Annotated in this window: 21 protein-coding genes, 2 tRNA genes and 1 pseudogene; 18 read left to right on the top strand and 6 right to left on the bottom strand. The window is 63.3% G+C overall.

Annotated elements, in window-relative coordinates:
* Nucleotides 1–26: 26 nt before the first annotated feature.
* Nucleotides 27–1,058: a small ribosomal subunit biogenesis GTPase RsgA gene (gene rsgA / locus K8374_RS21355; protein ID WP_084854157.1), complete on the bottom strand. Its 1,032-nt coding sequence runs from the start codon at nt 1,056–1,058 to the stop codon at nt 27–29.
* Nucleotides 1,059–1,194: 136 nt separating this feature from the next.
* Between rsgA and orn the strand changes: the two genes are divergently transcribed.
* Both orn and K8374_RS21345 read left to right on the top strand, forming a co-directional pair.
* Nucleotides 1,195–1,737, top strand: coding sequence for an oligoribonuclease (orn, locus tag K8374_RS21350; protein WP_084854159.1), 543 nt, complete (start codon nt 1,195–1,197; stop codon nt 1,735–1,737).
* A gap of 81 nt (nt 1,738–1,818) precedes the next feature.
* Entirely contained in the window at nt 1,819–2,430 is a 612-nt protein-coding gene (locus K8374_RS21345) for a trimeric intracellular cation channel family protein (protein WP_070571131.1), read from the top strand.
* A 94-nt stretch (nt 2,431–2,524) separates the two neighbouring features.
* Here the strand turns inward: K8374_RS21345 and queG are convergent, their stop codons facing one another.
* Nucleotides 2,525–3,586 (bottom strand): tRNA epoxyqueuosine(34) reductase QueG, encoded by a 1,062-nt coding sequence (queG, locus tag K8374_RS21340; RefSeq protein ID WP_224457099.1) that lies wholly within the window; start codon nt 3,584–3,586, stop codon nt 2,525–2,527.
* Between the two features lie 65 nt (nt 3,587–3,651).
* On the opposite strand from queG, the gene K8374_RS21335 reads away from it, so the two are divergent.
* The 16 genes and pseudogenes from K8374_RS21335 to K8374_RS21265 all read left to right on the top strand — a co-directional run bounded on the left by K8374_RS21335 (nt 3,652) and on the right by K8374_RS21265 (nt 20,860).
* Complete coding sequence (locus tag K8374_RS21335; RefSeq protein ID WP_224457098.1) at nt 3,652–4,512, top strand: NAD(P)H-hydrate dehydratase; 861 nt, start codon at nt 3,652–3,654, stop codon at nt 4,510–4,512.
* Nucleotides 4,500–4,973, top strand: coding sequence for a tRNA (adenosine(37)-N6)-threonylcarbamoyltransferase complex ATPase subunit type 1 TsaE (tsaE, locus tag K8374_RS21330; protein ID WP_224457097.1), 474 nt, complete (start codon nt 4,500–4,502; stop codon nt 4,971–4,973). Before K8374_RS21335 ends, tsaE begins: the two co-directional genes overlap by 13 nt.
* The gene (locus tag K8374_RS21325; RefSeq protein WP_224457096.1) at nt 4,974–6,416 is read left to right on the top strand and encodes an N-acetylmuramoyl-L-alanine amidase; all 1,443 of its coding nucleotides are present in this window, start codon (nt 4,974–4,976) and stop codon (nt 6,414–6,416) included.
* Entirely contained in the window at nt 6,413–8,311 is a 1,899-nt protein-coding gene (gene mutL, locus K8374_RS21320; protein WP_224457095.1) for a DNA mismatch repair endonuclease MutL, read from the top strand. The genes K8374_RS21325 and mutL overlap by 4 nt, the downstream gene beginning before the upstream one ends.
* A 1-nt stretch (nt 8,312) precedes the next feature.
* Nucleotides 8,313–9,284: a tRNA (adenosine(37)-N6)-dimethylallyltransferase MiaA gene (gene miaA, locus K8374_RS21315; protein ID WP_224457094.1), complete on the top strand. Its 972-nt coding sequence runs from the start codon at nt 8,313–8,315 to the stop codon at nt 9,282–9,284.
* A gap of 94 nt (nt 9,285–9,378) precedes the next feature.
* Entirely contained in the window at nt 9,379–9,639 is a 261-nt protein-coding gene (gene hfq, locus K8374_RS21310; RefSeq protein ID WP_003258160.1) for an RNA chaperone Hfq, read from the top strand.
* A 12-nt stretch (nt 9,640–9,651) separates the two neighbouring features.
* Nucleotides 9,652–10,953 carry a ribosome rescue GTPase HflX gene (hflX, locus tag K8374_RS21305; protein WP_224457093.1) on the top strand — a complete coding sequence of 434 codons (1,302 nt, stop codon included), beginning with the start codon at nt 9,652–9,654 and terminating at the stop codon, nt 10,951–10,953.
* 96 nt (nt 10,954–11,049) lie between these two features.
* Nucleotides 11,050–12,228, top strand: a complete 1,179-nt coding sequence (gene hflK / locus K8374_RS21300; RefSeq protein ID WP_224457092.1) for an FtsH protease activity modulator HflK — start codon at nt 11,050–11,052, stop codon at nt 12,226–12,228.
* A complete protein-coding gene (gene hflC, locus K8374_RS21295; protein ID WP_224457091.1) occupies nt 12,228–13,097 on the top strand; it encodes a protease modulator HflC in 870 nt (289 codons plus the stop codon). The genes hflK and hflC overlap by 1 nt, the downstream gene beginning before the upstream one ends.
* Nucleotides 13,098–13,510: 413 nt before the next feature.
* Entirely contained in the window at nt 13,511–14,698 is a 1,188-nt protein-coding gene (locus K8374_RS21290) for an ATP phosphoribosyltransferase regulatory subunit (protein WP_224457090.1), read from the top strand.
* Nucleotides 14,699–14,753: 55 nt separating this feature from the next.
* Nucleotides 14,754–16,046: an adenylosuccinate synthase gene (locus tag K8374_RS21285; protein WP_224457089.1), complete on the top strand. Its 1,293-nt coding sequence runs from the start codon at nt 14,754–14,756 to the stop codon at nt 16,044–16,046.
* A 546-nt stretch (nt 16,047–16,592) separates the two neighbouring features.
* Nucleotides 16,593–17,285, top strand: a pseudogene (locus K8374_RS26625) (methyl-accepting chemotaxis protein); the annotation flags it as partial.
* 21 nt (nt 17,286–17,306) lie between these two features.
* On the top strand, nt 17,307–18,191 hold the full coding sequence (locus K8374_RS26620; protein WP_411969666.1) for a methyl-accepting chemotaxis protein: 885 nt from the start codon (nt 17,307–17,309) through the stop codon (nt 18,189–18,191).
* Between the two features lie 366 nt (nt 18,192–18,557).
* Complete coding sequence (locus tag K8374_RS21275; protein ID WP_224457087.1) at nt 18,558–19,046, top strand: Hcp family type VI secretion system effector; 489 nt, start codon at nt 18,558–18,560, stop codon at nt 19,044–19,046.
* Nucleotides 19,047–19,055: 9 nt separating this feature from the next.
* On the top strand, nt 19,056–20,030 hold the full coding sequence (locus K8374_RS21270; protein WP_224457086.1) for a hypothetical protein: 975 nt from the start codon (nt 19,056–19,058) through the stop codon (nt 20,028–20,030).
* Between the two features lie 455 nt (nt 20,031–20,485).
* Entirely contained in the window at nt 20,486–20,860 is a 375-nt protein-coding gene (locus tag K8374_RS21265) for a hypothetical protein (protein ID WP_224457085.1), read from the top strand.
* A 118-nt stretch (nt 20,861–20,978) separates the two neighbouring features.
* Here K8374_RS21265 and K8374_RS21260 read toward each other — a convergent pair whose 3' ends face one another.
* From K8374_RS21260 to K8374_RS21245, 4 genes are all read right to left on the bottom strand, one after another.
* Complete coding sequence (locus K8374_RS21260; RefSeq protein ID WP_224457084.1) at nt 20,979–22,544, bottom strand: ABC transporter permease; 1,566 nt, start codon at nt 22,542–22,544, stop codon at nt 20,979–20,981.
* Nucleotides 22,544–23,557: an extracellular solute-binding protein gene (locus tag K8374_RS21255; protein WP_224457083.1), complete on the bottom strand. Its 1,014-nt coding sequence runs from the start codon at nt 23,555–23,557 to the stop codon at nt 22,544–22,546. The genes K8374_RS21260 and K8374_RS21255 overlap by 1 nt, the downstream gene beginning before the upstream one ends.
* 323 nt (nt 23,558–23,880) lie before the next feature.
* Nucleotides 23,881–23,967, bottom strand: a tRNA-Leu gene (locus K8374_RS21250).
* Between the two features lie 87 nt (nt 23,968–24,054).
* Nucleotides 24,055–24,141 (bottom strand) — tRNA-Leu (locus tag K8374_RS21245).
* Nucleotides 24,142–24,398: the final 257 nt, after the last annotated feature.

Here is a 24,398-nt window from a genome sequence, read left to right as displayed (position 1 = left end):
GCAAAGCGGCCCCAAGATCACCCGCGTCAGTAGCTATCCTGCGGCAAGCTGGCGATGATCGAGCGGTAGCTGTTCATGCGCTGCGGCGTGACGCGCCCATCCTCCAGGGCCTGGAGCAAGGCGCACCCAGGCTCCCGGGCATGCTTGCAATCGCGGAAGCGGCAATGGCCGATCAGGTCGCGAAACTCGATGAACCCGGCTTCGACGTCATCACGGCTGACATGGCCCAGGCCAAATTCGCGGATGCCCGGCGAGTCGATCAGGTCGCCGCCGTTGGGGAAGTGGTACAGGCGCGCGGTGGTGGTGGTGTGCGTGCCCTGGCCAGACCACTCGGAGAGGTCGCCCACACGGGTCTGTACCTCGGGCAGCAGGCTGTTGACCAGCGAAGACTTGCCCACGCCCGACTGGCCGACGAACACGCTGGTGTGCGTATCGAGCATCTGCTGAAGGCGCTGCATGCCATCGCCCTGATGAGCCGAAACCTCCAGCAGCGGGTAGCCCAGGTCGCGGTAGACCGCCAGCAGGGCCTCGATGGTCGGGCCGTTGCGCTCATCGATCAGGTCGGCCTTGTTCAGCAGCAGCAATGGCCGGATGCCTGCATGCTCGGCGGCCACCAGATAGCGGTCGATCAGGTTGGCCTGGGGCTCGGGCGCCGGGGCGAAGACGATCACGATCAGATCGACATTGGCCGCCACCGGCTTGAGCTGGCCATGGTTGTTCGGCCGACACAGTTCGGCAGTGCGTGGCATCTGTGCGACGATCACGCCATTGCCTTGGTTGCCGGCACGCCACACCACGCGGTCACCGGTGACCAGTGCCGGCAGGTTGGCCCGCAGATGGCACCGAAACACCTGGCCCGCCGCTTCGCCATCCTGGGCTTCGACTTCCACTTGCACACCGAAATGGGCGATCACCAACCCCAGCTGTTCAGGGCCGAGGTCGCCGCCCTCCAGCTCCTGCAGGGCATGTTGTTCGCGTTTGGCGGCGCGAGCGGCGCGCTCGCCCTGGATTTTTTCGATGCGCCAGTTCTGGCGGCGGTTGAGCTGGCGTTTGGCCATGAATGTTCCGTATTGGCGGGGCAGGAAGAAAACGGCTGGCAGTTTAGCACGGCCCGGCGCGGACACTTCGGCTGGTGTTTGCGGCACGAAAGGCCGCGCCTAGGCTAATATGACGGCCTATTCGAGGAGCCCCTTCATGCAGAACCCACAGAACCTGATCTGGATCGATCTGGAAATGACCGGCCTGGATCCGGACAACGACGTCATCATCGAGATGGCCACCATCGTTACCGACAGCGAGCTCAACACCCTGGCCGAAGGCCCGGTGATCGCCATCCACCACAGCGACGAGGTGCTGGCGCGGATGGACGATTGGAACACCCGCACCCATGGCGCTTCGGGCCTGACCCAGCGCGTGCGCGAGAGCCGTATCGACATGGCCGAGGCTGAGGCGCAGACGTTGGCCTTCCTCGAGCAGTGGGTACCCAAGGGCAAGTCGCCGATCTGCGGCAACAGCATCTGCCAGGACCGGCGTTTCCTCTATCGCCACATGCCGAAGCTGGAAGGCTTCTTCCACTACCGCAACCTGGACGTCTCCACCCTCAAGGAGCTGGCCGCGCGCTGGGCACCGCAGGTGCGTGACAGCTTCAAGAAGGGCGGGACCCACCTGGCCCTGGACGACATTCGCGAGTCGATCGCCGAGCTGCGCCACTACCGCGAGCACTTCATCAAGCTGTAACCCTCGGCGGGTGCGCATGGCACATGGCTAGACGCACCGGGAGTGGGTAGACTGCGCGCCTTTTTCCCACGGACACGCACCATGTTGTTGATGCTCTATCTCGTCGCCATCACCGCCGAAGCCATGACCGGCGCGCTTTCGGCAGGCCGTCGCGGCATGGATTGGTTCGGCGTGGTGCTGATCGCCTGCGTCACCGCCCTGGGCGGCGGGTCGGTGCGCGACGTGTTGCTGGGGCATTACCCATTGACCTGGGTGAAGCACCCTGAGTACTTGGTGCTGACCAGCTTCGCGGCGCTGCTGACCATCTTCATCGCGCCGCTGATGCGCCACCTGCGCTCGCTATTCCTGGTGCTCGACGCCCTGGGGCTGGTGGCCTTCACCCTGATCGGCTGCATGACGGCCCTGGAGATGGGCCAGGGCATGCTGGTGGCGTCGATCAGCGGGGTGATCACCGGGGTGTTCGGCGGCATCCTGCGGGATATCTTCTGCAACGACATTCCCCTGGTGTTCCGCCGCGAGCTGTATGCCAGCGTGTCGTTCGCCGCGGCCTGGTTCTACCTGGGGTGCGTGTATTTCAAGGTGCCGGCCGAGCAGGCCATGCTGCTGACCTTGTTCGGCGGGTTCCTGGTGCGCCTGCTGGCGATCCGGTTCCATTGGGAGATGCCCAAGTTCCACTACAACGACCAGCAGTGAGCACGGCCTTCGGGCCCAATCGCGGGACAAGCCCGCTCCTACTCGGCCTATGTGGGAGCGGGCTTGTCCCGCGATGGCGTCGCTTCAGCCACGCTTATTTCTCATGCTGCGCCAATGCCCACTCCACATGCTCGCGCACCAGCTCCGACGGGTGCTCACGCCGCGCGCGCAAGGCTTCCACCACGGGGATGCTGGTCGGCGCATTCCCAAGCCCCACCGCCAGGTTGCGCAGCCAGCGTTCATAGCCGGCACGGCGTAGCGGCGAGCCCTCCGTCCGGGCCAGGAACGTGGCCTCGTCCCACAGGAACAGCTCGGCCAACTCAGCGTTGTCCAGGCCATGGCGGGGTTTGAAGTCGTTTTCCTGGGTCGGCCGGGCAAAGCGGTTCCAGGGGCAGACGATCTGGCAATCGTCGCAGCCGAACACCCGGTTGCCGATCATTGGGCGCAACTCGATCGGAATCGCCTGCTTGAGTTCGATGGTCAGGTAGGAAATGCAGCGCCGGGCGTCGAGTACATACGGCCCGACGAAGGCCTTGGTCGGGCAGATGTCCAGGCACGCCTGGCAGCGGCCGCAATGCTCGGTCACCTGGGCCTCGTCGACCGGCAGTGGCAGGTCGACGAACAGCTCGGCGAGGAAGAAGTAGCTGCCCGCCTTGCGGTTGAGCAACAGGGTGTTCTTGCCGATCCAGCCGAGGCCGGCCTGCTCGGCGATGGCTTTCTCCAGTACCGGGGCGCTATCGACGAAGGCGCGAAAACCGAAGGGGCCGATTGCCTGCTGGATGCGTTCGGCCAAGTGCTGCACGCGCTTGCGCACCAGCTTGTGGTAGTCGCGCCCCAGGGCGTAGCGGGAGATATAGGCTTTTTCAGGCTGCGCCAGCCGCTGGGCCATGAGGGTGTCGCCGGGCAGGTAGTCCATGCGCAGCGATATCACCCGCAAGGTGCCGGGTATCAACTGATCTGGGTGGGCGCGCTTGCTGCCATGGGCGGCCATGTAGTCCATCTCGCCCTGGTAGCCGGCTGCCAGCCAGCGTTGCAGGTGTTGCTCATGCTCGCCAAGCGCCACGCCGGCGATGCCGATGTGGGCGAATCCGAGTTCGCGGCCCCAATCCTTGATCGATTGGGCCAGCGTGGGAAGGTCAGGAAGGCAAGCGGACATGGATGGACAAGGCAATACAGGCGGAGGTGCGTATAATTCTGCCAGACATCGGAGCCTTTGACCCCATGCCCCAGACCAAACACCCCGGTAATGCCCCGCAACTGCTCAGCAGCGTGAACACCGCCCATCTGCCGCCACGCCGCGCCGACGCCCACAAGGGCGATTTCGGCCATGTGCTGGTGGTCGGCGGCGACCTGGGCACCGGCGGAGCGGTGATGCTCAGCGCCGAGGCCGCCTTGCGTTGCGGCGCCGGCCTGGTGAGCGTGGCCACTCGGCCTGAGCATGTAGCCGCTGGCCTGACCCGCCTGCCGGAAACCATGTGGCGAGGGGTGGAGTCGGCCAACCAGCTGATGGGCGTGCTCGAGCGTGCTTCGGTGCTGGTGGTCGGCCCCGGGCTGGGCCAGGCTGCCTGGGGGGGCAGCCTGTTGTCGGCGGCGGCCAATGCCCACCTGCCGCAGGTCTGGGACGCCGACGCCCTGAACCTGCTGGCGCATCGGCCTCTGGCCCTGCCCAGTGGCAGCATCCTCACCCCGCACCCGGGCGAGGCCGCGCGCCTGCTGGGTATTTCCACCGAGGCGGTGCAGGCCGACCGGCCGGGCGCGGCCCGCAAGCTGGCGCGCAAGCATGCCAGCATCTGCGTGCTCAAGGGGGCCGGTACCCTGGTGGCCGCGCCGAGCGGCGAGCTGGCCCTGTGCGGGCGTGGTCACCCGGCGATGGCCGGCGCGGGCCTGGGCGATGTGCTGACCGGCGTGCTGGCGGCCCTGCTGGCCCAGGGGCTGGACGCCTGGGCTGCCGCATGCCTGGGTGTGTGGCTGCATGCCTGCGCCGGCGAGCGTCTGGGGGCCAAGGGCAGAGGCCTGGCAGCCAGCGACCTGGTTCCGGTCATTCGTGAATTGTTGGAGGAGCATTCAGCGTGTCAGGTATAACCTTGTTTCTGGCCGACGAACCGGCCACCGTGGCATTCGGCGCACGCCTGGCCGAGGTGACCGGCGGTCATGGCGTGATCTTTCTCGAAGGCGACCTGGGCGCCGGCAAGACTACGCTTTCGCGCGGGTTGATCCGTGGCCTGGGCCACACAGGTGCGGTCAAGAGCCCGACTTTCACTGTGGTCGAACCCTACGAAATCGGCGAGGTGCGCGCCTATCATTTCGACCTGTACCGCCTGGTCGACCCGGAAGAGCTGGAGTTCATGGGCATCCGCGATTACTTCGAAGGGGACCCCTTGTGCCTGTTCGAATGGCCAGAGAAGGGCGCGGGCGTTTTGCCAAAGCCCGACCTGACCATTACCATAAGCCCGCAAGCGAACGGACGTTCGCTGACCCTTTCGCCGCAGGGGGAGCGCGGTGAGGCCTGGTGCGCCGCCCTGGCCACAGAATTCAAACAGTAAATGGGGTTAGGTATGCGCATACGCGCACTGGTCGCCGTCGTGGGGCTGCTGCTGACAGCGGTGACCGTTGACGCTCTGGCCGTCACACAAGTCAAGAGCATGCGTCTGTGGCGCGCACCGGACAACACGCGGCTGGTCTTCGACCTGTCAGGCCCTGTGCAGCACAGCGTCTTCACCCTGACCGCGCCAGACCGCCTGGTCATCGATATCAACGGGGCCACCCTGGGTGGCGCCCTGAACGTGGCCACCTCCAATACGCCGATCAGCAGCGTACGTTCGGCCCAGCGTACCCCCACCGACCTGCGGGTGGTGGTCGACCTGAAGAAGGCCGTCACGCCCAAGAGCTTCACCTTGGCGCCCAATGCCCAGTACGGCAACCGCCTGGTGGTCGACCTGTACGACCAGGAGGCCGACGCCATCGCTGCCAGCGCACCACCTCCACCCCCGACCACGCGTACGCCCGCCAGCACTCCGGCCGTGCCGGTGACCCCGACGCAACCGGCGATCAAGCTGCCACCGGTGCCGAGCGGCAAACGTGACATCGTCGTCGCCATTGATGCCGGCCATGGCGGGGAGGACCCGGGCGCCTCCGGTTCGCGTGGCCAGCACGAAAAAGACATCGTGCTGCAGATCGCTCGCGAGCTGCAGCGCCAGATCAATACCGAGAAGGGCTACCGCGCCGAGCTGACCCGTACCGGCGACTATTTCATCCCACTGCGCAAGCGCACCGAGATCGCCCGCAAGAAGGGTGCCGACCTGTTCATTTCGATCCATGCCGATGCCGCGCCGTCGCGGGCCGCCTTCGGCGCCTCGGTGTTCGCCCTGTCCGACCGCGGTGCAACGTCCGAGACCGCGCGCTGGCTGGCCGACACGGAAAACCGCTCGGACCTGATCGGTGGTGCCGGCAACGTCAGCCTGGACGACAAGGACCGCATGCTCGCCGGCGTGCTGCTGGACCTGTCGATGACCGCTACCTTGAGTTCCAGCCTCGATGTGGGGCAGAAAGTGCTGGGCAACATGGGCCGCATCACCCCGCTGCACAAGCGGCGTGTGGAGCAAGCCGGCTTCATGGTGCTGAAGTCGCCTGACATTCCGTCGATCCTCGTCGAAACCGGGTTCATTTCCAATGCCAACGAAGCGGCCAAGCTGGCGACCAAGAGCCACCAGCAGGCCCTGGCCCGCTCGATCCATACCGGGGTGCGCCAGTACTTCCAGCAGAGCCCGCCGCCGGGCACCTACATCGCCTGGCTGCGTGACAGCGGCAAGATCGCCCAGGGGCCGCGCGAGCACACCGTGCGCCCGGGCGAAACCCTGGCCATGATCGCCGTGCGCTACCAGGTCAGCGTGGCCAGCCTGCGCAGCACCAACAGCCTCAAGAGCGATGAGCTGAAGGTCGGCCAGCACCTCGACATTCCCGGCACTACCCTGGCGTCGCAGCGATGAGTGGTGGTTCGCGCATCCAGCTGCTCAGCCCGCGGCTGGCCAACCAGATCGCCGCCGGCGAGGTGGTCGAGCGCCCCGCCTCGGTGGCCAAGGAACTGCTGGAGAACAGCCTCGACTCCGGTGCCCGTCGCATCGACGTGGAGGTCGAGCAGGGCGGGGTGAAGCTGCTGCGTGTGCGTGACGACGGTGGCGGTATCGCTGCCGACGACCTGCCGCTGGCTCTGGCCCGCCACGCCACCAGCAAGATCCGTGAGTTGGAGGATCTCGAAGGGGTGCTGAGCCTGGGCTTTCGCGGCGAGGCCCTGGCCTCGATCAGCTCGGTGGCGCGCCTGACCCTGACCTCGCGCACCGCCAGTGCCGGTGAGGCCTGGCAGGTGGAGACCGAAGGCCGCGACATGACCCCACGGGTGCAACCGGCGGCACACCCTGTCGGTACCTCGGTGGAAGTGCGCGACCTGTTCTTCAATACCCCGGCCCGACGCAAGTTCCTGAAGTCGGAGAAGACCGAATTCGATCACCTGCAGGAAGTCATCCGTCGCCTGGCCCTGGCGCGCTTCGACGTCGCCTTCCACCTGCGCCACAACGGCAAGAGCGTCCTGAGCCTGCACGAGGCACCCGATGAGATCACCCGGGCACGCCGGGTGGGCGCCATCTGTGGCCCAGGCTTCCTCGAGCAAGCGCTGCCGATCGATGTCGAGCGCAACGGCTTGCGGCTGTGGGGCTGGGTTGGCCTGCCGACCTTCTCGCGCAGCCAGGCGGACCTGCAGTACTTCTTCGTCAACGGCCGCGCCGTGCGCGACAAGCTTGTGGCCCACGCGGTACGCCAGGCGTACCGCGACGTGCTGTTCAATGGCCGGCACCCGACCTTCGTGCTGTTCCTGGAGCTCGAGCCCAACGGCGTGGACGTCAACGTTCACCCGACCAAGCACGAAGTGCGCTTCCGCGAAGGGCGCATGGTCCATGACTTCCTTTATGGCACGCTGCACCGTGCCCTGGCGGACGTGCGCCCGGAAGACCAGCTGGCCGCGCCGGCCGCGGCCACCGAGATCGTACGCCCCACTGGGCTGCAGGTTGGCGAATTCGGCCCCCAGGGCGAGATGCGCCTGGCCTCGCCGGTGCTCGAACAGCCCCAGGCTGAACCGCGCCAGGCGTTCGCCGGTGGTAGTGGCGCGGGCTACCAGTACCAGTACACGCCTCGGCCTTCGCAACCGGTGCCTGCCGCCGAGGCCCAGGCGGTCTACCGTGAGTTCTTCGCCCCGCTGGAAAACGGCGCGGCAGCGCCGGTGGCATTGCCGCAGAGCCAAGGCGATGTGCCGCCGCTCGGCTACGCCCTGGCCCAGCTCAAGGGCATCTATATCCTTTCTGAGAACGCCGTGGGCCTGGTGTTGGTGGACATGCACGCCGCCCACGAGCGGATCATGTACGAGCGATTGAAAGTGGCCATGGCCAGCGAGGGCCTGAGTGGCCAGCCACTGTTGGTGCCCGAGTCGCTGGCGCTCAGCCAGCGCGAAGCCGACTGTGCCGAGGAACATGCCCAATGGTTCCAGCGCCTGGGCTTCGAGTTGCAGCGCCTGGGGCCTGAAACCCTGGCGATCCGGCAGATCCCCGCCTTGCTCAAGCAGGCCGAGGCCAACCGCCTGGTGCAGGACGTGCTGGCCGACCTGATGGAGTATGGCACCAGTGACCGCATTCAAGCGCACCTTAACGAACTGCTCGGCACCATGGCCTGCCATGGCGCCGTGCGCGCCAACCGCCGCCTGGCCATTCCCGAGATGAACGCGCTGCTTCGCGATATGGAAAACACCGAACGCAGCGGTCAGTGCAACCACGGCCGCCCGACCTGGACCCAGCTTGGGCTGGATGACCTGGACAAACTCTTCCTGCGCGGTCGATGACATGAGCGGCAAGCCCCCTGCAATATTCCTCATGGGCCCGACGGCGGCCGGCAAGACCGACCTGGCCATCGAGCTGACCAAGGTGTTGCCGTGCGAGCTGATCAGTGTCGATTCGGCGCTGGTCTATCGCGGCATGGACATCGGCACGGCCAAGCCGTCGAAAGAGGTGCTCGCTGCCCATCCGCACCGGCTGATCGACATCCTCGACCCGGCCGAGAGCTATTCGGCGGCGCAGTTCTGCAGCGACGCCCTGGAAGCGATGGCCGAGATCACCGCCCGCGGCAAGATCCCGCTGCTGGTGGGTGGGACCATGCTCTACTACAAGGCGCTGGTCGATGGCCTGGCGGACATGCCCGCGGCAGACACCGCGGTGCGCGCCGAGCTCGAGGCCCAGGCCCGCGAGCTCGGCCTGGCCGAGCTGCACAGGCAGTTGGCCGAGGTCGACCCCGAATCGGCGGCCCGTATCCACCCCAACGACCCCCAACGCCTGATCCGCGCCCTGGAGGTCTACCGGGTGAGCGGCCAGAGCATGACGGCCCACCGGCAACGTCAATTCGCGGAAAGTCGCGCAGCAGACGCAGGCGCGGGCGGGCATTTGCCCTATACTGTCGCCAGTTTGGCGATTGCTCCTACAGATCGTCACATTTTGCATCAACGAATTGCGCTACGATTCTCGCAAATGCTGGAACAGGGGTTCGTCGACGAGGTCCGAGCACTGCGCGCCAGAAGTGACTTGCACGCCGGGCTGCCGTCTATACGGGCAGTGGGGTATCGGCAGGTCTGGGATCATCTGGATGGCAAGCTCACGGCCGACGAGATGCGCGAGCGCGGTATCATTGCCACACGCCAGTTGGCCAAGCGGCAATTCACCTGGTTGCGCGGCTGGTCCGGCGTGGAGTGGCTCGACAGCCTGGCCTGCGACAATCTGTCCCGCACCTTGAAATACCTGGGGACCGTCTCCATATTGAGCTGAGTCCCTGCAATTGCCGTCTATTCTTGCGAAAGGGCGGCATGAATTACCGATTTTTATTGTTTTTTTACTATTGATCCTTACAGGAGTGCGGCATATGTCAAAAGGGCATTCGCTACAAGACCCTTACTTGAACACCTTGAGAAAAGAAAAGGTCCCGGTTTCCATCTACTTGGTAAACGGGATCAAGCTGCAGGGCTCGATCGAATCCTTCGACCAGTTCGTGGTACTGCTGAAGAATACCGTCAGCCAGATGGTCTACAAGCACGCCATTTCGACCGTGGTTCCTGCCCGTCCGGTTCGCCTGCCAAGCCCGTCCGATTCCGAACACGGCGACAGCGAGCCAGGCAACGCCTGATAGGAGCCTGCATTGTTCTTTGAGCGCCACGGTGGTGGTGAGCGAGCGCTGCTCGTTCACTTGGAAGGTCAGAACCCTGAGGCGCGCGAAGACCCGCAGGAGTTTCAGGAGCTGGCATTGTCGGCCGGTGCCGACATCGTCTCGCTGGTCTCGGTAGCAAGGCATCAGCCTTCCGCCAAATACCTGATTGGCAGTGGCAAGGTCGAAGAGTTGCACGACCTGGTCCATGCCGAGCAGGTAGACCTGGTGATTTTCAATCACACCCTCACGCCCAGTCAGGAGCGCAACCTCGAACGCGTTTTCGAGTGTCGTGTGCTCGACCGTACCGGGCTGATCCTCGATATCTTCGCCCAACGGGCGCGTACCCATGAAGGCAAGCTGCAGGTCGAACTGGCCCAGCTCGAGCACATGAGCACGCGGCTGGTGCGGGGCTGGACCCACCTGGAGCGGCAGAAGGGCGGTATCGGCCTGCGTGGCCCGGGTGAAACCCAGCTGGAAACCGACCGCCGCCTGTTGCGGGTGCGCATTCGCCAGATCAAGTCACGCCTGGAGAAGGTGCGCAGTCAGCGCGAGCAGGCGCGCCGCGGGCGCAAGCGCGCGGACATCCCCGCAGTGTCGCTGGTGGGTTATACCAACGCTGGCAAGTCCACATTGTTCAACGCCCTGACTGAATCCGAGGTGTACGCAGCGGACCAGCTGTTCGCCACCCTCGACCCGACCCTGCGCCGGCTCGAGCTGAACGACCTGGGTCCGATCGTGCTGGCCGACACCGTGGGCTTCATCCGCCACCTTCCGCACAAGCTGGTCGAGGCATTTCGGGCTACGCTCGAGGAATCGAGCAACTCCGACCTGCTGCTGCATGTGATCGATGCCCATGAGCCCGAGCGCATGGAGCAGATCGAGCAGGTGCTGGCGGTACTGGGTGAGATCGGGGCCGAAGGCTTGCCGATCCTCGAGGTCTATAACAAACTCGACCTGCTCGAAGATGTCGAGCCGCAGATCCAGCGCGATGCCGACGGCAAGCCGCAACGGGTCTGGGTATCGGCACGTGATGGACGTGGCCTGGAACTGGTTGGCCAGGCGATTGCCGAGTTGCTGGGGGATGATCTGTATGTCGGAACCCTGCGCCTGGAACAGCGACTTGCCCGCTTGCGCGCGCAATTCTTCGCTCTGGGCGCGGTGCAAGGCGAAGAGCACGATGAAGAAGGTCGCAGCCTGCTGAGCGTGCGGCTGCCCCGGGTAGAGCTCAATCGCCTGGTCAGTCGCGAAGGCATGGAGCCTGAACTGTTCATCGAGCAACACACTTTGCAATAAATGCCCGTCGAGGTCGTCGGGCGGCCGAAGCAGGCATTCTGTAGCATTGGACGGCGCGCCGTGGGCGCGTCTTTGCTTTATCAGATGGAGAGCGCTATGGCTTGGAACGAGCCGGGTGGCAACTCGAACAATCAGGATCCCTGGGGCGGCCGCCGTGGCGGCGGTGGTGGCGACAAGAAAGGTCCACCGGATCTGGACGAGGCCTTCCGCAAGCTGCAGGACAGCCTGAACGGCATGTTCGGCAGCGGCAAGAAACGCGGTGGCGGTGGTGACCGCAATATCGGCAAGGGTGGTGGCCTGGGCCTGCTGGGCATCGGCCTGGCCGTGCTGGCGGCTATCTGGCTGTACAGCGCCGTTTACGTGGTGGACGAGCAGGAGCAGGCCGTGGTGCTGCGCTTCGGCAAGTACTACGAGACGGTCGGGCCGGGCCTGAACATCTACTTCCCGCCGATCGATCGCAAGTACCTCGAGAACGTGACCCGCGAGCGGGCCTACAGCAAGCAGGGCCAGATGCTCACCGAGGACGAGAACATCGTCGAGGTGCCGCTGACCGTGCAGTACAAGATCACCAACCTGCAGGACTTCGTGCTCAACGTCGACCAGCCGGAGGTCAGCCTCCAGCATGCGACCGAAAGCGCCCTGCGCCACGTGGTGGGCTCCACCTCGATGGACCAGGTGCTGACCGAAGGCCGTGAGCAGATGGCCGTGGATATCCGCGAGCGCCTGCAACGCTTCCTCGACACCTACCGCACCGGTATCACCGTCACCCAGGTCAACGTACAGAGCGCGGCAGCCCCGCGTGAAGTGCAGGAAGCCTTCGATGACGTGATCCGCGCCCGTGAGGACGAGCAGCGTGCGCGCAACCAGGCCGAGTCCTACGCCAACGGCGTGGTGCCGGAAGCCCGTGGCCAGGCCCAGCGCATCATCGAGGACGCCAACGGCTACCGCGATGAAGTCATCGCCCGCGCCAAGGGTGAGGCCGACCGCTTCACCAAGCTGGTCGCCGAGTACCGCAAGGCGCCGGACGTGACCCGCCAGCGCCTGTACCTGGAGACCATGCAAGAGGTCTACAGCAACTCGAGCAAGGTCCTGGTGGCAAGCAAGGATGGGCAGAACAACCTGCTTTACCTGCCGCTGGACAAGATGGTCGAAGGCAGCCGCAACACGGCCGCTCCGGTCAGCAGCGTACCGGCCTCGGTCAACGACGCGGCCGCGCGCGCAGCGCAGGAAATGCAACAGCAGCAACAGTCGCTGCGTTCTAGGGAGAGCCGTTGATGAGCAATAAATCGCTGATCGCCCTGATCGCCGCTGTCGTACTGGCCATCGTGGCCTGGAACAGCTTCTACATCGTGTCCCAGACCGAGCGTGCGGTATTGCTGCAATTCGGCCGTGTGGTCCAGGCGGATGTCCAGCCAGGCCTGCATGTGAAGGTTCCCTACGTCAACCAGGTGCGCAAGTTCGACGCTCGCCTGATGACCCTGGACGCCCCGACCCAGCGCTTCCTGACCCTGGAGAAGAAAGCGGTGATGGTCGATGCCTACGCCAAGTGGCGGGTCAAGGATGCCGAGCGCTTCTACACCGCGACCTCGGGCCTCAAGCAGATCGCCGACGAGCGTTTGTCCCGTCGTCTGGAAAGCGGCCTGCGTGACCAGTTCGGTAAGCGCACCCTGCACGAAGTGGTCTCCGGTGAACGTGACGCATTGATGGCGGACATCACCGCTTCGCTGAACCGCATGGCCAGCAAGGAGCTGGGTATCGAAGTCATCGACGTGCGCGTCAAGGCCATCGACCTGCCCAAGGAAGTGAACCGCAGCGTGTTCGACCGCATGAGCACCGAGCGTGAGCGTGAAGCGCGCGAGCATCGTGCCAAGGGTAACGAACTGGCTGAAGGTATCCGCGCCGATGCCGACCGCCAGCGTCGCGTACTGCTGGCCGAAGCCTATCGCGAAGCGGAGGAGACCCGCGGTGATGGTGACGCCCAAGCGGCTGCCATCTATGCCAAGGCCTACACCCAGGACGCGGAGTTCTATGCGTTCTACCGCAGCCTGCAGGCGTACCGCGAGAGCTTCTCGAGCAAGAGCGACGTGCTGGTCCTGGATCCGAAGAACGAGTTCTTCCGCTTCCTGGACAAGAGCAAGCCTTGATCGTCTTGGCTTGAATTGGCGGGGCCGCTGTGCGGCCCTTTCGCGGCACAAGGCCGCTCCTACAGGATTGTGCACCCCCTGTAGGAGCGGCCTTGTGCCGTGAAAGGGTTGCAAAGCAGCCCCGGCAACTGGCCGGAAGGCACCCCGCCCGGCAGCTAAAATGCCAAGCGGGGTGCATCCTGAAGGAAAAGCGGTGTATGATCAGTCAGCCGGGAAATTCCCGGCTTTTTTGCGTCTGCAAGGTTGATTGGCAAGCCGCCGGTTGACGGCTTGGCCAGGTCGCAAGGCAATTCGAGGGTATTGGGTACGGTGGTGGCGCTGGGATCAGTGCTGCCCGCTGCTGTGCGCCAATGCCTGCTTCACTTACGGCTCGCCTGTGGGCAGGCCGCCCGGACCAGAGGGGAAATGGCGTAATGGCAACGGTAGACCGCTGGCTGCTGCCAGATGGCATCGAGGAAGTACTGCCGCCTGAGGCCGCGCGTATCGAGATCGCGCGGCGCCAGGTGTTGGACCTGTTCCAGAGTTGGGGTTACGAACTGGTCGTCACCCCGCATATCGAGTACCTGGAATCGCTGCTCACCGGTGCCGGCCAGGACCTGGACCAGCGTACCTTCAAGGTGGTCGACCCGCAGTCCGGTCGTCTGATGGGCTTTCGTGCCGACTTCACCCCGCAGGTGGCGCGCATCGACGCCCATACCCTGCGCCGCGAAGGCCCGAGCCGCCTGTGCTATGCCGGCAGCGTGCTGCATGCCCAGCCCCGAGCCCTGTCCACCTCGCGTAGCCCGATCCAGCTCGGTGCCGAGCTGTACGGCGACGCCAGCCCCACCAGCGATGTTGAGGTCATCAGCCTGATGCTCGCCACGCTGCAGCTGACCGACGTCGCCGATGTGCACATGGACCTCGGCCACGTCGGTATCTATCGCGGCCTGGCCCGTGCCGCGGGCCTGTCCGGTGCGGTCGAGCAGCAGTTGTTCGATGCTCTGCAGCGCAAGGCTGTCGATGAAGTGCAGGCCCTCACCGCCGACCTCCCCAAGGACCTGGGCAGCATGCTGCGGGCCTTGACCGAACTGTGCGGTGGCCGCGAAGTGCTGGCCGAGGCTCGCGTGCGCCTGGGCCGTGCCCCAGCCAGCGTGCTGGCGGCGCTGGACGACCTGCTGGCGATCGCCGACCGCCTGACGGCGCGCTACCCGGACCTGCCCTTGTATTTCGACCTGGGCGAGCTGCGCGGCTATCACTACCACACCGGCGTGGTGTTCGCCGTGTTCGTGCCGGGTGTCGGTCAGTCGATCGCCCAGGGCGGGCGCTACGACGACATCGGCGCCGACTTCGGCCGGGCGCGCCCGGCCACCGGTTTCTCCACGGATTTGAAGACCCTGGTCACACTGGGGCGAGCGGAGGTCGTATTGCCTGCTGGCGGCATCTGGATGCCCGACAGTGGCGACGCGGCCCTCTGGCAGATGGTCTGCCAGTTGCGCAACGAGGGCCAGCGTGTGGTCCAGGCCCTGCCTGGCCAGCCGTTGAGTGCTGCTCTCGAGGCGGATTGTGATCGGCAATTGATTCAGCAAGACGGGCGCTGGCAGGTACTGCCGCTGACCCAATGAGTTTCTTCGTCGGCAAAGGCCGGCAACCAAGTTTGCGTGAATGAGGACAAGTGTTATGGGTAAGAATGTCGTCGTCCTGGGCACCCAGTGGGGTGATGAGGGCAAAGGCAAGATCGTCGATCTGCTGACCGAACATGCTGCCGCCGTAGTGCGCTACCAGGGTGGCCACAACGCGGGTCACACCCTGGTGATCAATGGTGAGAAGACCGTTCTGCACCTGATCCCTTCCGGCATCCTGCGTGAAGGCGTCCAGTGCCTGATCGGCAACGGCGTGGTCGTTGCCCCGGACGCGCTGATGCGTGAAATCACCAAGCTGGAAGAGAAGGGCGTACCGGTGCGCGAGCGCCTGCGCATCAGCCCGGCAGCGCCGCTGATCCTCTCCTACCACGTGGCCCTGGACCAGGCCCGTGAGAAAGCCCGTGGCGAAGCCAAGATCGGCACCACCGGCCGTGGTATCGGCCCCGCCTATGAAGACAAAGTGGCTCGTCGCGGCCTGCGCGTGGGCGACCTGTTCCACCGCGAGCGCTTCGCCGCCAAGCTCGGCGAGCTGCTGGACTACCACAACTTCCAGCTGGTGAACTACTACAAAGAGCCGGCCATCGACTTCCAGCAGACCCTGGACGAGTGCATGGCCTACGCCGAGCAGCTCAAGCCGATGATGCTCGATGTCACCGCCGAGCTGCACAACCTGCGCCGTGCCGGCAAGGACATCATGTTCGAAGGCGCGCAGGGCTCGCTGCTGGACATCGACCACGGTACCTACCCGTACGTCACCAGCTCGAACACCACCGCCGGCGGTATCTCCACCGGTTCCGGCGTCGGCCCGATGTACCTGGACTACATCCTGGGCATCACCAAGGCGTACACCACCCGCGTCGGTTCCGGCCCGTTCCCGACCGAACTGTTCGACGAGACCGGCGCCACCCTGGCCAAGCGCGGCCATGAGTTCGGTTCCACCACCGGTCGTGCCCGTCGTTGCGGCTGGTTCGATGCCGTGATCCTGCGTCGCGCCATCGACGTCAACAGCATCTCGGGCATCTGCCTGACCAAGCTGGACGTGCTGGACGGCCTGGAAACCATCAACATCTGCGTGGGCTACAAGGACGAGAACGGTGCCGTCATCGACGCACCTTCCGATGCCGACAGCTACATTGGCCTGGAGCCGGTGTACGAAGAGCTGCCGGGCTGGAGCGAGTCGACCCTGGGTGCCAAGACCCTGGAAGAACTGCCGGCCAACGCCCGCGCCTACATCAAGCGCATCGAAGAGTTGATCGGCGCACCGATCGACATCATCTCGACCGGCCCGGATCGCAACGAGACCATCGTCCTGCGTCATCCGTTCGCCTGATCTGCCCTTCGGCTGATCCGACGCCGCGGCCTTGAAAGAGGTCGCGGCGTTTTTGTTTGCCGGTTCGCCTGTACCGGCGATCAGGCCCGTACAAAGCATTCCTTGCTGAACCTTGGCACTTTTCCCCGCCTCCCCCGGCACAACCCTTGCTGCATGGAACGCCCGTAGGTGCCATCAAAGTAATGGCGCCAAGAACACGGGAGTTACAACGTGTCTGCCATCCTCTCACTGTTACGAAGCCGCCTCTTGCGGCCTGTGTTTGTTGCGCTTGGTATCGCTCTTCTGGTGCAGGTACTGGTCGCCGTTGCACTGACTCGAAGCACGGTCACCGCCCTGGAGGTGCAATTGGGCGAGCGCCTGGGCCATGACAGCCGCAAGCTCGCCACGGAGCTTGAGCAAGCGGGCCAGGACGTTCGCTCGGGCCTGGACAGCCTGTCTGCCAGCACCCGCCAGCGTCTGAGTGCAGGGCTGTCGGCGCGTCTTGAAAGCGAACAACAGCAGTTGCGCAGCACCCTTGAAAAGAACCTCAAGGACTCGGCCAATGACATGGCCGAGCTGCTGGCCTCGGTGGCACCGCGTGCCATCTGGGACAACGATGTGCCCACGCTTTCCGACTTCGCCCGCCGCGCCCAGCGCAACCCCAACGTACTGTTCGTCATCTATGACGACGCCCAGGGCCAGCATCTCACCCGCTACCTGAACCGGCAGAACCCTATCAACAAGGCCTTGCTCGAGAAGGGGCAGGGCGAGCGGGCGCTGGACAAGGTGCTCGATGCGGCGCGCAAGGACCCCTCGGTGTACTACGTCGAGGCCCCTATCAACCCCAACGGAGCCGAGATCGGCAAGGTTGTGATGGGGGTTTCCACGGCGGGGGTGGAGCAACAGCTCAAGGCTCTGGATGATCGATTCGCCGCCCTGATCGCGAGCGGCGAACAGCTGGTCGGCGACAGCCTGGTGGCGGCGGCGGCCGACAGCGGCAAGGCATTGCGTTCGCGGCTGGAGGCCGCCCAGGGCAGCGCTGCCGCCATGCAGGCCAACACCGCACAAACCGTGCGCGATGCCGCTGCCGAGCTGCGCTGGCGCATAGGCCTCGGTCTGGTGCTTGTGGGCCTGGGGGTGTTGCTGGTGGTGGCCATCGTGCTGGGGCGACGAGTGGTCAGCAAGCTGCGCCTGTTGATCAGGGCGCTGGATGATCTCGCCGCAGGCGAAGGCGACCTGACCAAGCGAGTGGCACTCGACAGCCGTGACGAGATCGGCGACATGGCCTCGGCGGTCAACCGCTTCGTCGACAAGTTGCAGCCCATCGTGCGCGAGGCGGGCGAAGTGGCCCAGCGTACGGGCGTGGAAATCGGCACCATGGCCCAGCGCAATGCCGGCGCCGATGCCGCCGCAGCGCTGCAGCGCGACGAGGTGGCCGCCAGCCTGCGCGATCTTTCCAGCATGGCCGACGAAGCCCAGGCCGAAAGCCAGGCCATGCAGGCCGCCTTGCAGCAGGTGGTGGACATCCGTCGCGCTGCCGATGAAAACAGTCGCGCCTCGACCCAGTTGGCACGGTTGATCGAGAACCTGGCCGGCGAAGTGGAGACCGGTTCCCAGGTGATCGAGCGCCTGGCCAAGCAGAGCGAGCAGATCGAGGTGGTGCTGACCGTTATCCATGGCATCGCCGAACAGACCAACCTGCTGGCGCTCAATGCGGCCATCGAAGCGGCGCGCGCCGGCGAGACCGGTCGCGGGTTCGCCGTGGTGGCCGATGAGGTGCGCGCCCTGGCGAGCAAGACGCAAAGCTCCACCGGGGATATCCAGGCGCATATCGCCGCCTTGCAGCAAGGTGCCAAGGAAGCTGTCGCGACCATCGGCCAGGCCGGGCGCCAGGCCAGCGAGGGCCTGCTGGTGTTGCGCGACAACGAACGCCGCCAGCAGTCGGTGCAGGCGGCGGTGGAGCAGGTGCATTCGGCCATCGGCCTGGCCACCCGCGCGGCCGAGCAGCAGGCCCACGGTGCACAGGCGGTGCGCGGACGGGTGGAGACCATCCATGCCCAGGCCGAGCGCTCGGCTGAAGTGGTGATGCAGACCACCGCCAGCAGCAAGGTGCTGGACGACCTGGCGGCGCAACTGCGCGCCAGCCTGGGTCAGTTCAAGGCTTGAGCGCATCGCGGCGCAAGCCCACGGATATGGCGCCACCCTGTAGGAGCGGGCTTGTCCCGCGATCAAGGGCGAAGCCCTTGTCCTGCAATCGCGGAGCTGGGTTGGCCCGCTGAATAGCCGACTCCGCTCCCGCACAGCTGTCACGCAACCGCAAATGACAGTCAGGGCAATCTACGCCTTGATTGAAACAATTTTAAACGCGATCAACCCCTTTTCAGCGGCGAACATGTAGGCAATTTCTGAATTTTACCTTTCTGGCTCATAGCTGTTGCGGCGGCCTTCATAGAGGGGCTAGGTTCCCAGGGAACTCAAGATGACGGTCTCCGCCATCTCATGAACAGCCCATCTACTACCAGGGAGGTAAGCATGGCTTTTGATGCCTACATTCAAATCGCGCACATCAATGGCGAAGCACTGGACGCGCAGTATCCCAACTGGATCGAGATCACTGGCTACAAGTTTGGCGCCCACCAAAGCACGTCCGCCACAGCCAGCTCTGCAGGCGGCGCATCCTCCGGGCGGACCACGCTCACCAACTTCACCTTCACCAAATATCTCGATAGCGCCAGCAGCAAGCTTCTCGAAGCCAGCTGTGCCGGCCAGCACCTGAAGGAAGTGAAGCTCGTGGTGTGCCGGGCCGGCACCGAAAAGCTCAAGTACTACGAAGTCGTGCTCGAGGAAGTGATCATCGCTGACTACGCCCAGAGCGCTGGCGATGGCCTGCCGGTGGAAGTCGTGCAGCTGAACTATGGCCGTATCAAGACCACCTATACACGGCAGAAGCGCCTTGATGGCAGCGGCGGCGGCAATGTGACCGGCGGCTGGGACCGCATAAACAACAAGAAATATGCGTGAGGGAAGGCCATGTCTGAAGCACGCAGTTTTATCAACGCCCGGGCGCAAACCTATGAATCGTTGAAGGCTGGTATTTCCATGTCGGCGAATCAACGAGCCAAGTTTGATGTGCTGAATGCACATATCGTCAACAGTGTGGTCGTCGGAGGGGAGCTGGTCATCGTCGGAGATCCCAGTACTCCGTCATGCACAAGTCACGAAGCGTTTTTGATGGCGAAGGCGGTAGGGATACATCATCAGCTAGAAGTCAATAATATCGGGGTGGATGACTTCTTTCTGGATAATTATGACTTGCTGAAAAGCCTGCTCGCTTATGCTTCTATGGGCGCCGGGGCGGTTGCCGACGGCTGGAGCAGGCATCTCGAGGCGATCAAGAAAACGTTGGAACAGATTGAACGACTTTATCGTGAGTACTTGGGTAACGGTACGATCAGGGCGCGCGATGAATTTTATGCGAAGCGAAAGGCGCTGTTTCTACAGTTAGAGGAACAGCTGAGCATGGTAGCAGCTTATGGTTCATCCTTACGTAACAAAGGAAAAGCAAAGCGGACGCTAGAGATATCTACTAAACGTTATTTGCATTCGGGTGAGATAGCTGGATATGCGGAAAAAATTGCTGGGGTTTCTAAAGCGGCAGCTTTTATCAAGAAGGGAACCTATGTAGGGATTGGGCTGGATGTCGCATCGACAACTCTCGATATACATAGAGCATGTGCATTGGGGCGAGAGGAAGAGTGTGAAAAAGCTAAGTATGTGCATGGAAGTTCCCTCGTGACAGGGGTGGGTGGAGGAAGTATAGGAGGGACAATAGGTGGTGCTCTCGCCGTCGCTGGTTGTACCTTCGTTCTTGGGATCACCACTGGACCCGGTGCACTTGCCTGTGCTGTCTTGGGAGGCATGGTTGGAGGTGTTGTGGGGGGGAATATCGGCGCAGAAGGCGGCGAAATGATAGGGGAGTATTTGTACAGGAAAGTGTCAGGATGAGTATTGATCCTGCAGTACTATGGATGTCTATTCTAGGTCCTGGTTGCTTTGTTATGTCGATGTTTGTGTATGTGGCTCATCGGTATGTCGATTCCATTGAATTGTTGCTCATTAATTCAAAATATATCGTGGGCCTGAAATCAATTTTTTCGGGGGCGGGTCTGATAGGGAAGGTTTTACGGATGAGTATCATAGGTTGCGTTCTAATGATTCCGGGCCCCTATGCGCGAAGGGGACTTATTGACTTGGATGACGTCAAACGCGTTCCCTGCGGCATAAAATGGTTAATTGTGGGGCTTTTGTTGGGGGTTTTCTTATGTTTTTTGTTAATGATCTTTTTTCGTGTGTGGATTTACATAAGTTCCGGCGGGTAAGATTCTTAATGTTATCTTTTCCTAAAGAGCCCAAGCCTACGAGTCGCTCAAGGACGGTCTCGGCATGTTGAGGGTTGCGCAATGACAGACGTGTATGTGGCTGTGCTTGGTGTATTTTTATTTGCTTCGCCTGTAGTGCTATTTACAGTCTGGGTAGTGATTGCAAATAGATCCCTCGATCACATCGAGTCCTTTTTTTCAAACAGTCCAATGGTGGTGGAGAATAGAAGGGTTTTTTCTCAAGCCGGAGTTCTGGGGCGAATTGTGCGAGTAGGATCGGTGTCCGCAATGTTGATGGCTGCCAAGATGTGCGTGCATAAAGGGCTACTGGATTTTGAGGACGTGCGTAGATTTCCAGTTCGTTTGAAGCGATTTTTGGTTGCTTTATGGTTTTTCCATTTGTCGCTGTTTTTTATTCTTGTGACATTCTGCATTTGGATAATCCACTGGCGCTAATAGGCGCCAGTGATGGCTGATTGTAATATGCGTGGTTCTTGCTTTAAGGCTATCGCGGGCAAGGTGCTCCCACGGGTACGGTGCTGCCCTATAGGAGCGGGTTTGCCCGCGCTAGCGCTCACGCCTTGTTCAAATACATCCGCGTCGTCAGCAGATACACCGGCAACCCCGAAACCACGATCAACAGCGCCGCGTAAGGCGCCGCCGCCGCGAACTCGACGTTGGCGGTATGTGCCCACACTTCAGTCGCCAGGGTGGTCATGCCGGTCGGGCTGAGCAGCAGGGTGGCCGTCAGCTCCTTCATGGCATCGAGGAACACCAGGGCAAAGGCTGCTGCCAGGGCTGGGAAGATGATCGGCAGCGTCACCCGGCAAAACGCACCGAAGCTGCTGGCGCCCAGGGTGCGGGCGGCTTCTTCCAGGGTTGGCGAGGCCTTGTTCAGTGCCGTGCGCACTGGCGCCTGGGCCAGCGGCAGGAACAACAGCGCATAGGCCAGGATGAGCAATGCGGTGGTCTGGTAGAGCGCTGGTACGTAGTGCAGGGCGAAGAACACCAGGGTCAGGGCGATCACCAGGCCGGGCAGGGCATGCAGCAGATAGGGCAGGCGTTCGGCCCAGATCGCCAGGCGGCCTTTGTAGCGCACCACCAGGAAGCTGATCGGCAATGCCAGCAGTACGCAGAAGCCAGCGCCGCCCAGGGAGACCGACAGCGAGGTGAGCAGTGCCTTGCCGATCTCGGCGACCGGGAAGGCTGCCGAGGCGCCCACGCTCAGCCAATACCCGAGCATCGCCAGGGGAATGCCGCTGCCCAGTATGGCCAGCGCCAGGCAGAACAGTTGCGCCGCTGGCATCCAGCCGCGCAGCTTCACCGGTTGGGCGCGTCGGGCCACGCCCTGGCCGATGCGCACATGACGCGCCTTGCCGCGTACCCGCAGCTCGAGCCAGAGCATCGCCAGGCACAGCGCCAACAGCACCGCAGAAAGCATCGCGGCGTTGGCGTTGCTGAACTCGAGTTCGAACTGCTGGTAGATCGCGGTGGTGAAGGTCTGCAGGCCAAGGATCGACAGTGCACCGAACTCCACCAGCATGTGCAGGGCGATCAGCAGTGCGCCGCCCAGCATCGAGGGCCACAGTAGCGGCAGGGTGATCTTGATGAACACGCCCCAACGGCTGCAGCCCAGGGTGCGCGCCGACTCCTCCAGGGAGGTGTCGAGGTTGCGCAGGGTGGCCGCCACCGGCAGGAATACCAGCGGGTACTTGGACAGCGCCATGACCAGGATCGCCCCGCCCAGACCTTCGAAGTCCGAGCTCAGCGACACCCAGGTGAAGCTGCTGACGAACGACGGCACGGCAAACGGCAGGCACAGCACCACGCCCCAGAGGCGTCGACCCGGCAGGTCGCTGCGCTCGAGCAGCCAGGCCAGGGCCAGGCCGGCGACCATGCACAGTATCGTCACCCCGGCCATCAGCATCAGGGTGTTGCGCAGCAGGCCCCAGACGAATGGCCGCCAGAGCAGGCGCAAGGCTTCATGCCAGCCGGCCTCCCAGGCTTTGGTGCCGACATACAGCAATGGCAGCACGCTCATCGCCACCAGGAACAGGACCGGTAGCACCACCCAGATGGACGGGCGTTTGCGGCGTGGCACGAAGCGCGGCAGGGCCGCTTGGGGCAGGGCGGCGGTCATCAGAGCAGGCCGACCTCGCGCTCGAGCTCCAGGGCTTCCTCGGCATTACCCAAGTCGGCCGGGGTGATCTTTGGTGGGCGCAGGTCCTCGAATGGCTTCAGGCCCTGGTCGGAGACCATGCCCTTGTGCAGCGGATATTCGGCGGTGGTCTGGGTGATCACGCGCTGGCCTTCTTCGCTGGCCATCCAGTTGAGCAGGGCCTGGGCTTCCTTGGGGTGCTTGCTGGCCTTGACCGCGCCTGCGCCGGAGATGGTCACCAGGTTGCCGGCGTCACCGTCGGCCAGGTAGTACAGGCGGGTGTCCAGCTGGCCGCGCTCGCGCTTGAGGGCATACCAGTAGTAGTTGTTCACCAGCACGGCATCGACTTCACCTTTCTCCACGGCTTTGAGGGCGACCATGTTGTTGGTGTAGGTCTTGCCGAATGCCTTGAGGCCGGTCAGCCATTCCTCGGTGGCTTCCCGGCCGTGCAGCTTGAGGATGGCCACGGCCTGCTCCTGGAAGGCGCCGCTGGTGGGCACGTAGCCGACCCGGCGGTCCCACTCGGGGTTGGCGAAATCCATCACTGTGGTCGGCAGGTCTTTCTCGTCGACCTTCTTGGGGTTGTACACCACCACGCGGGTGCGTGCGGTGACGCCCATCCAGGTGCCGTTGGCGCCCACATATTCCTTGGGCAGCATGTTCAGGGTGGCGTCGTCGATCTTGGCCAGCAGGCCCAGCTCGCCCAGGTTGTTCAGAGGTGGGGATTCTTCGGTATAGATGACGTCGGCCGGCGAACGGTCGCCTTCCTCGATGATCTGGCTGGCCAGCTGGTTGCTGCTGCCCTTGCGAATATTGATGTGGATGCCAGTCTTGGCCTCGTAGGCCTTGGCAATGGCTTCGCCGATTTCCTTGTGCTGGCCGTTGTACAGGGTCAGGGTGACCGGGTCGTCAGCCAGGGCGGCCGGTGCGCCGATCACCAGGCCGAGCAGGGCGGCGGCCAGGCTGCGCATCAGCAATTGCGGGCGGATCGTCATGCGGGTATTTCCTCGCTTACGGCTACATATTTGGAAACAATGGTAAACGAAATCGTTTCTCAAATGGGCGTGTGAAGGAAAATTCAGGGATAGACCAAAGGGTGGGGTTGGCGTTCCTTGTAGGAGCGGCCTTGTGCCGCGATCGGGCGCGAAGCGGCCGCAATGGGGTGATGTACTGCTGCAGGCGGGGCGTGCATGGGGGGGGTTACGGCCGCTTCGCGCCCGATCGCGGCACAAGGCCGCTCCTACAGGGGAGGAGTGAAACCTGGGAGTAAAAATCGCAGGCAAGAAAAAACCCACTAGCAAGCTAGTGGGTTTTTGTATGGTGCCCAGGAGAAGACTCGAACTTCCACGACCGTTAAGTCACTGATACCTGAAACCAGCGCGTCTACCAATTCCGCCACCTGGGCAAAGCTTTGCATCATCTGGTGAGGCGAAAACCGTTCGCTTTCACACAGCAGTAACAGATCCTTGGTCATCTGTTACTTGAAAATCATTGGTGCCCAGGAGAAGACTCGAACTTCCACGGCCGTTAAGCCACTGATACCTGAAACCAGCGCGTCTACCAATTCCGCCACCTGGGCACACATTCGAGATAAAAGATGCTTTACAGCGCCGTTCATCTCTACTACAACTTCGGGGTTGTCCGTCGTTGTGGTGCGCACTATACGGACGCTCCTGAGGGCTGTAAAGCCCCCAGCTCAAAAAAATTTCAAAAAATTCAACTTGTTGATTCCGCAGGCCTATTCCCGCACACCGGACATGCCGCTGGGGCTGTCCAAGGCTGACATTTCCGGTTTCAATACGCCTATGCCAGAATTCCTATCTATATACCCCAAGG

The organism is Pseudomonas sp. p1(2021b) (assembly GCF_020151015.1).
GTDB classification, from domain to species: Bacteria; Pseudomonadota; Gammaproteobacteria; order Pseudomonadales; family Pseudomonadaceae; genus Aquipseudomonas; species Aquipseudomonas putida_K.
The sequence above is the reverse complement of the archived record's forward strand: the minus strand, read 5'-3'. Positions and strand labels throughout refer to the sequence as shown.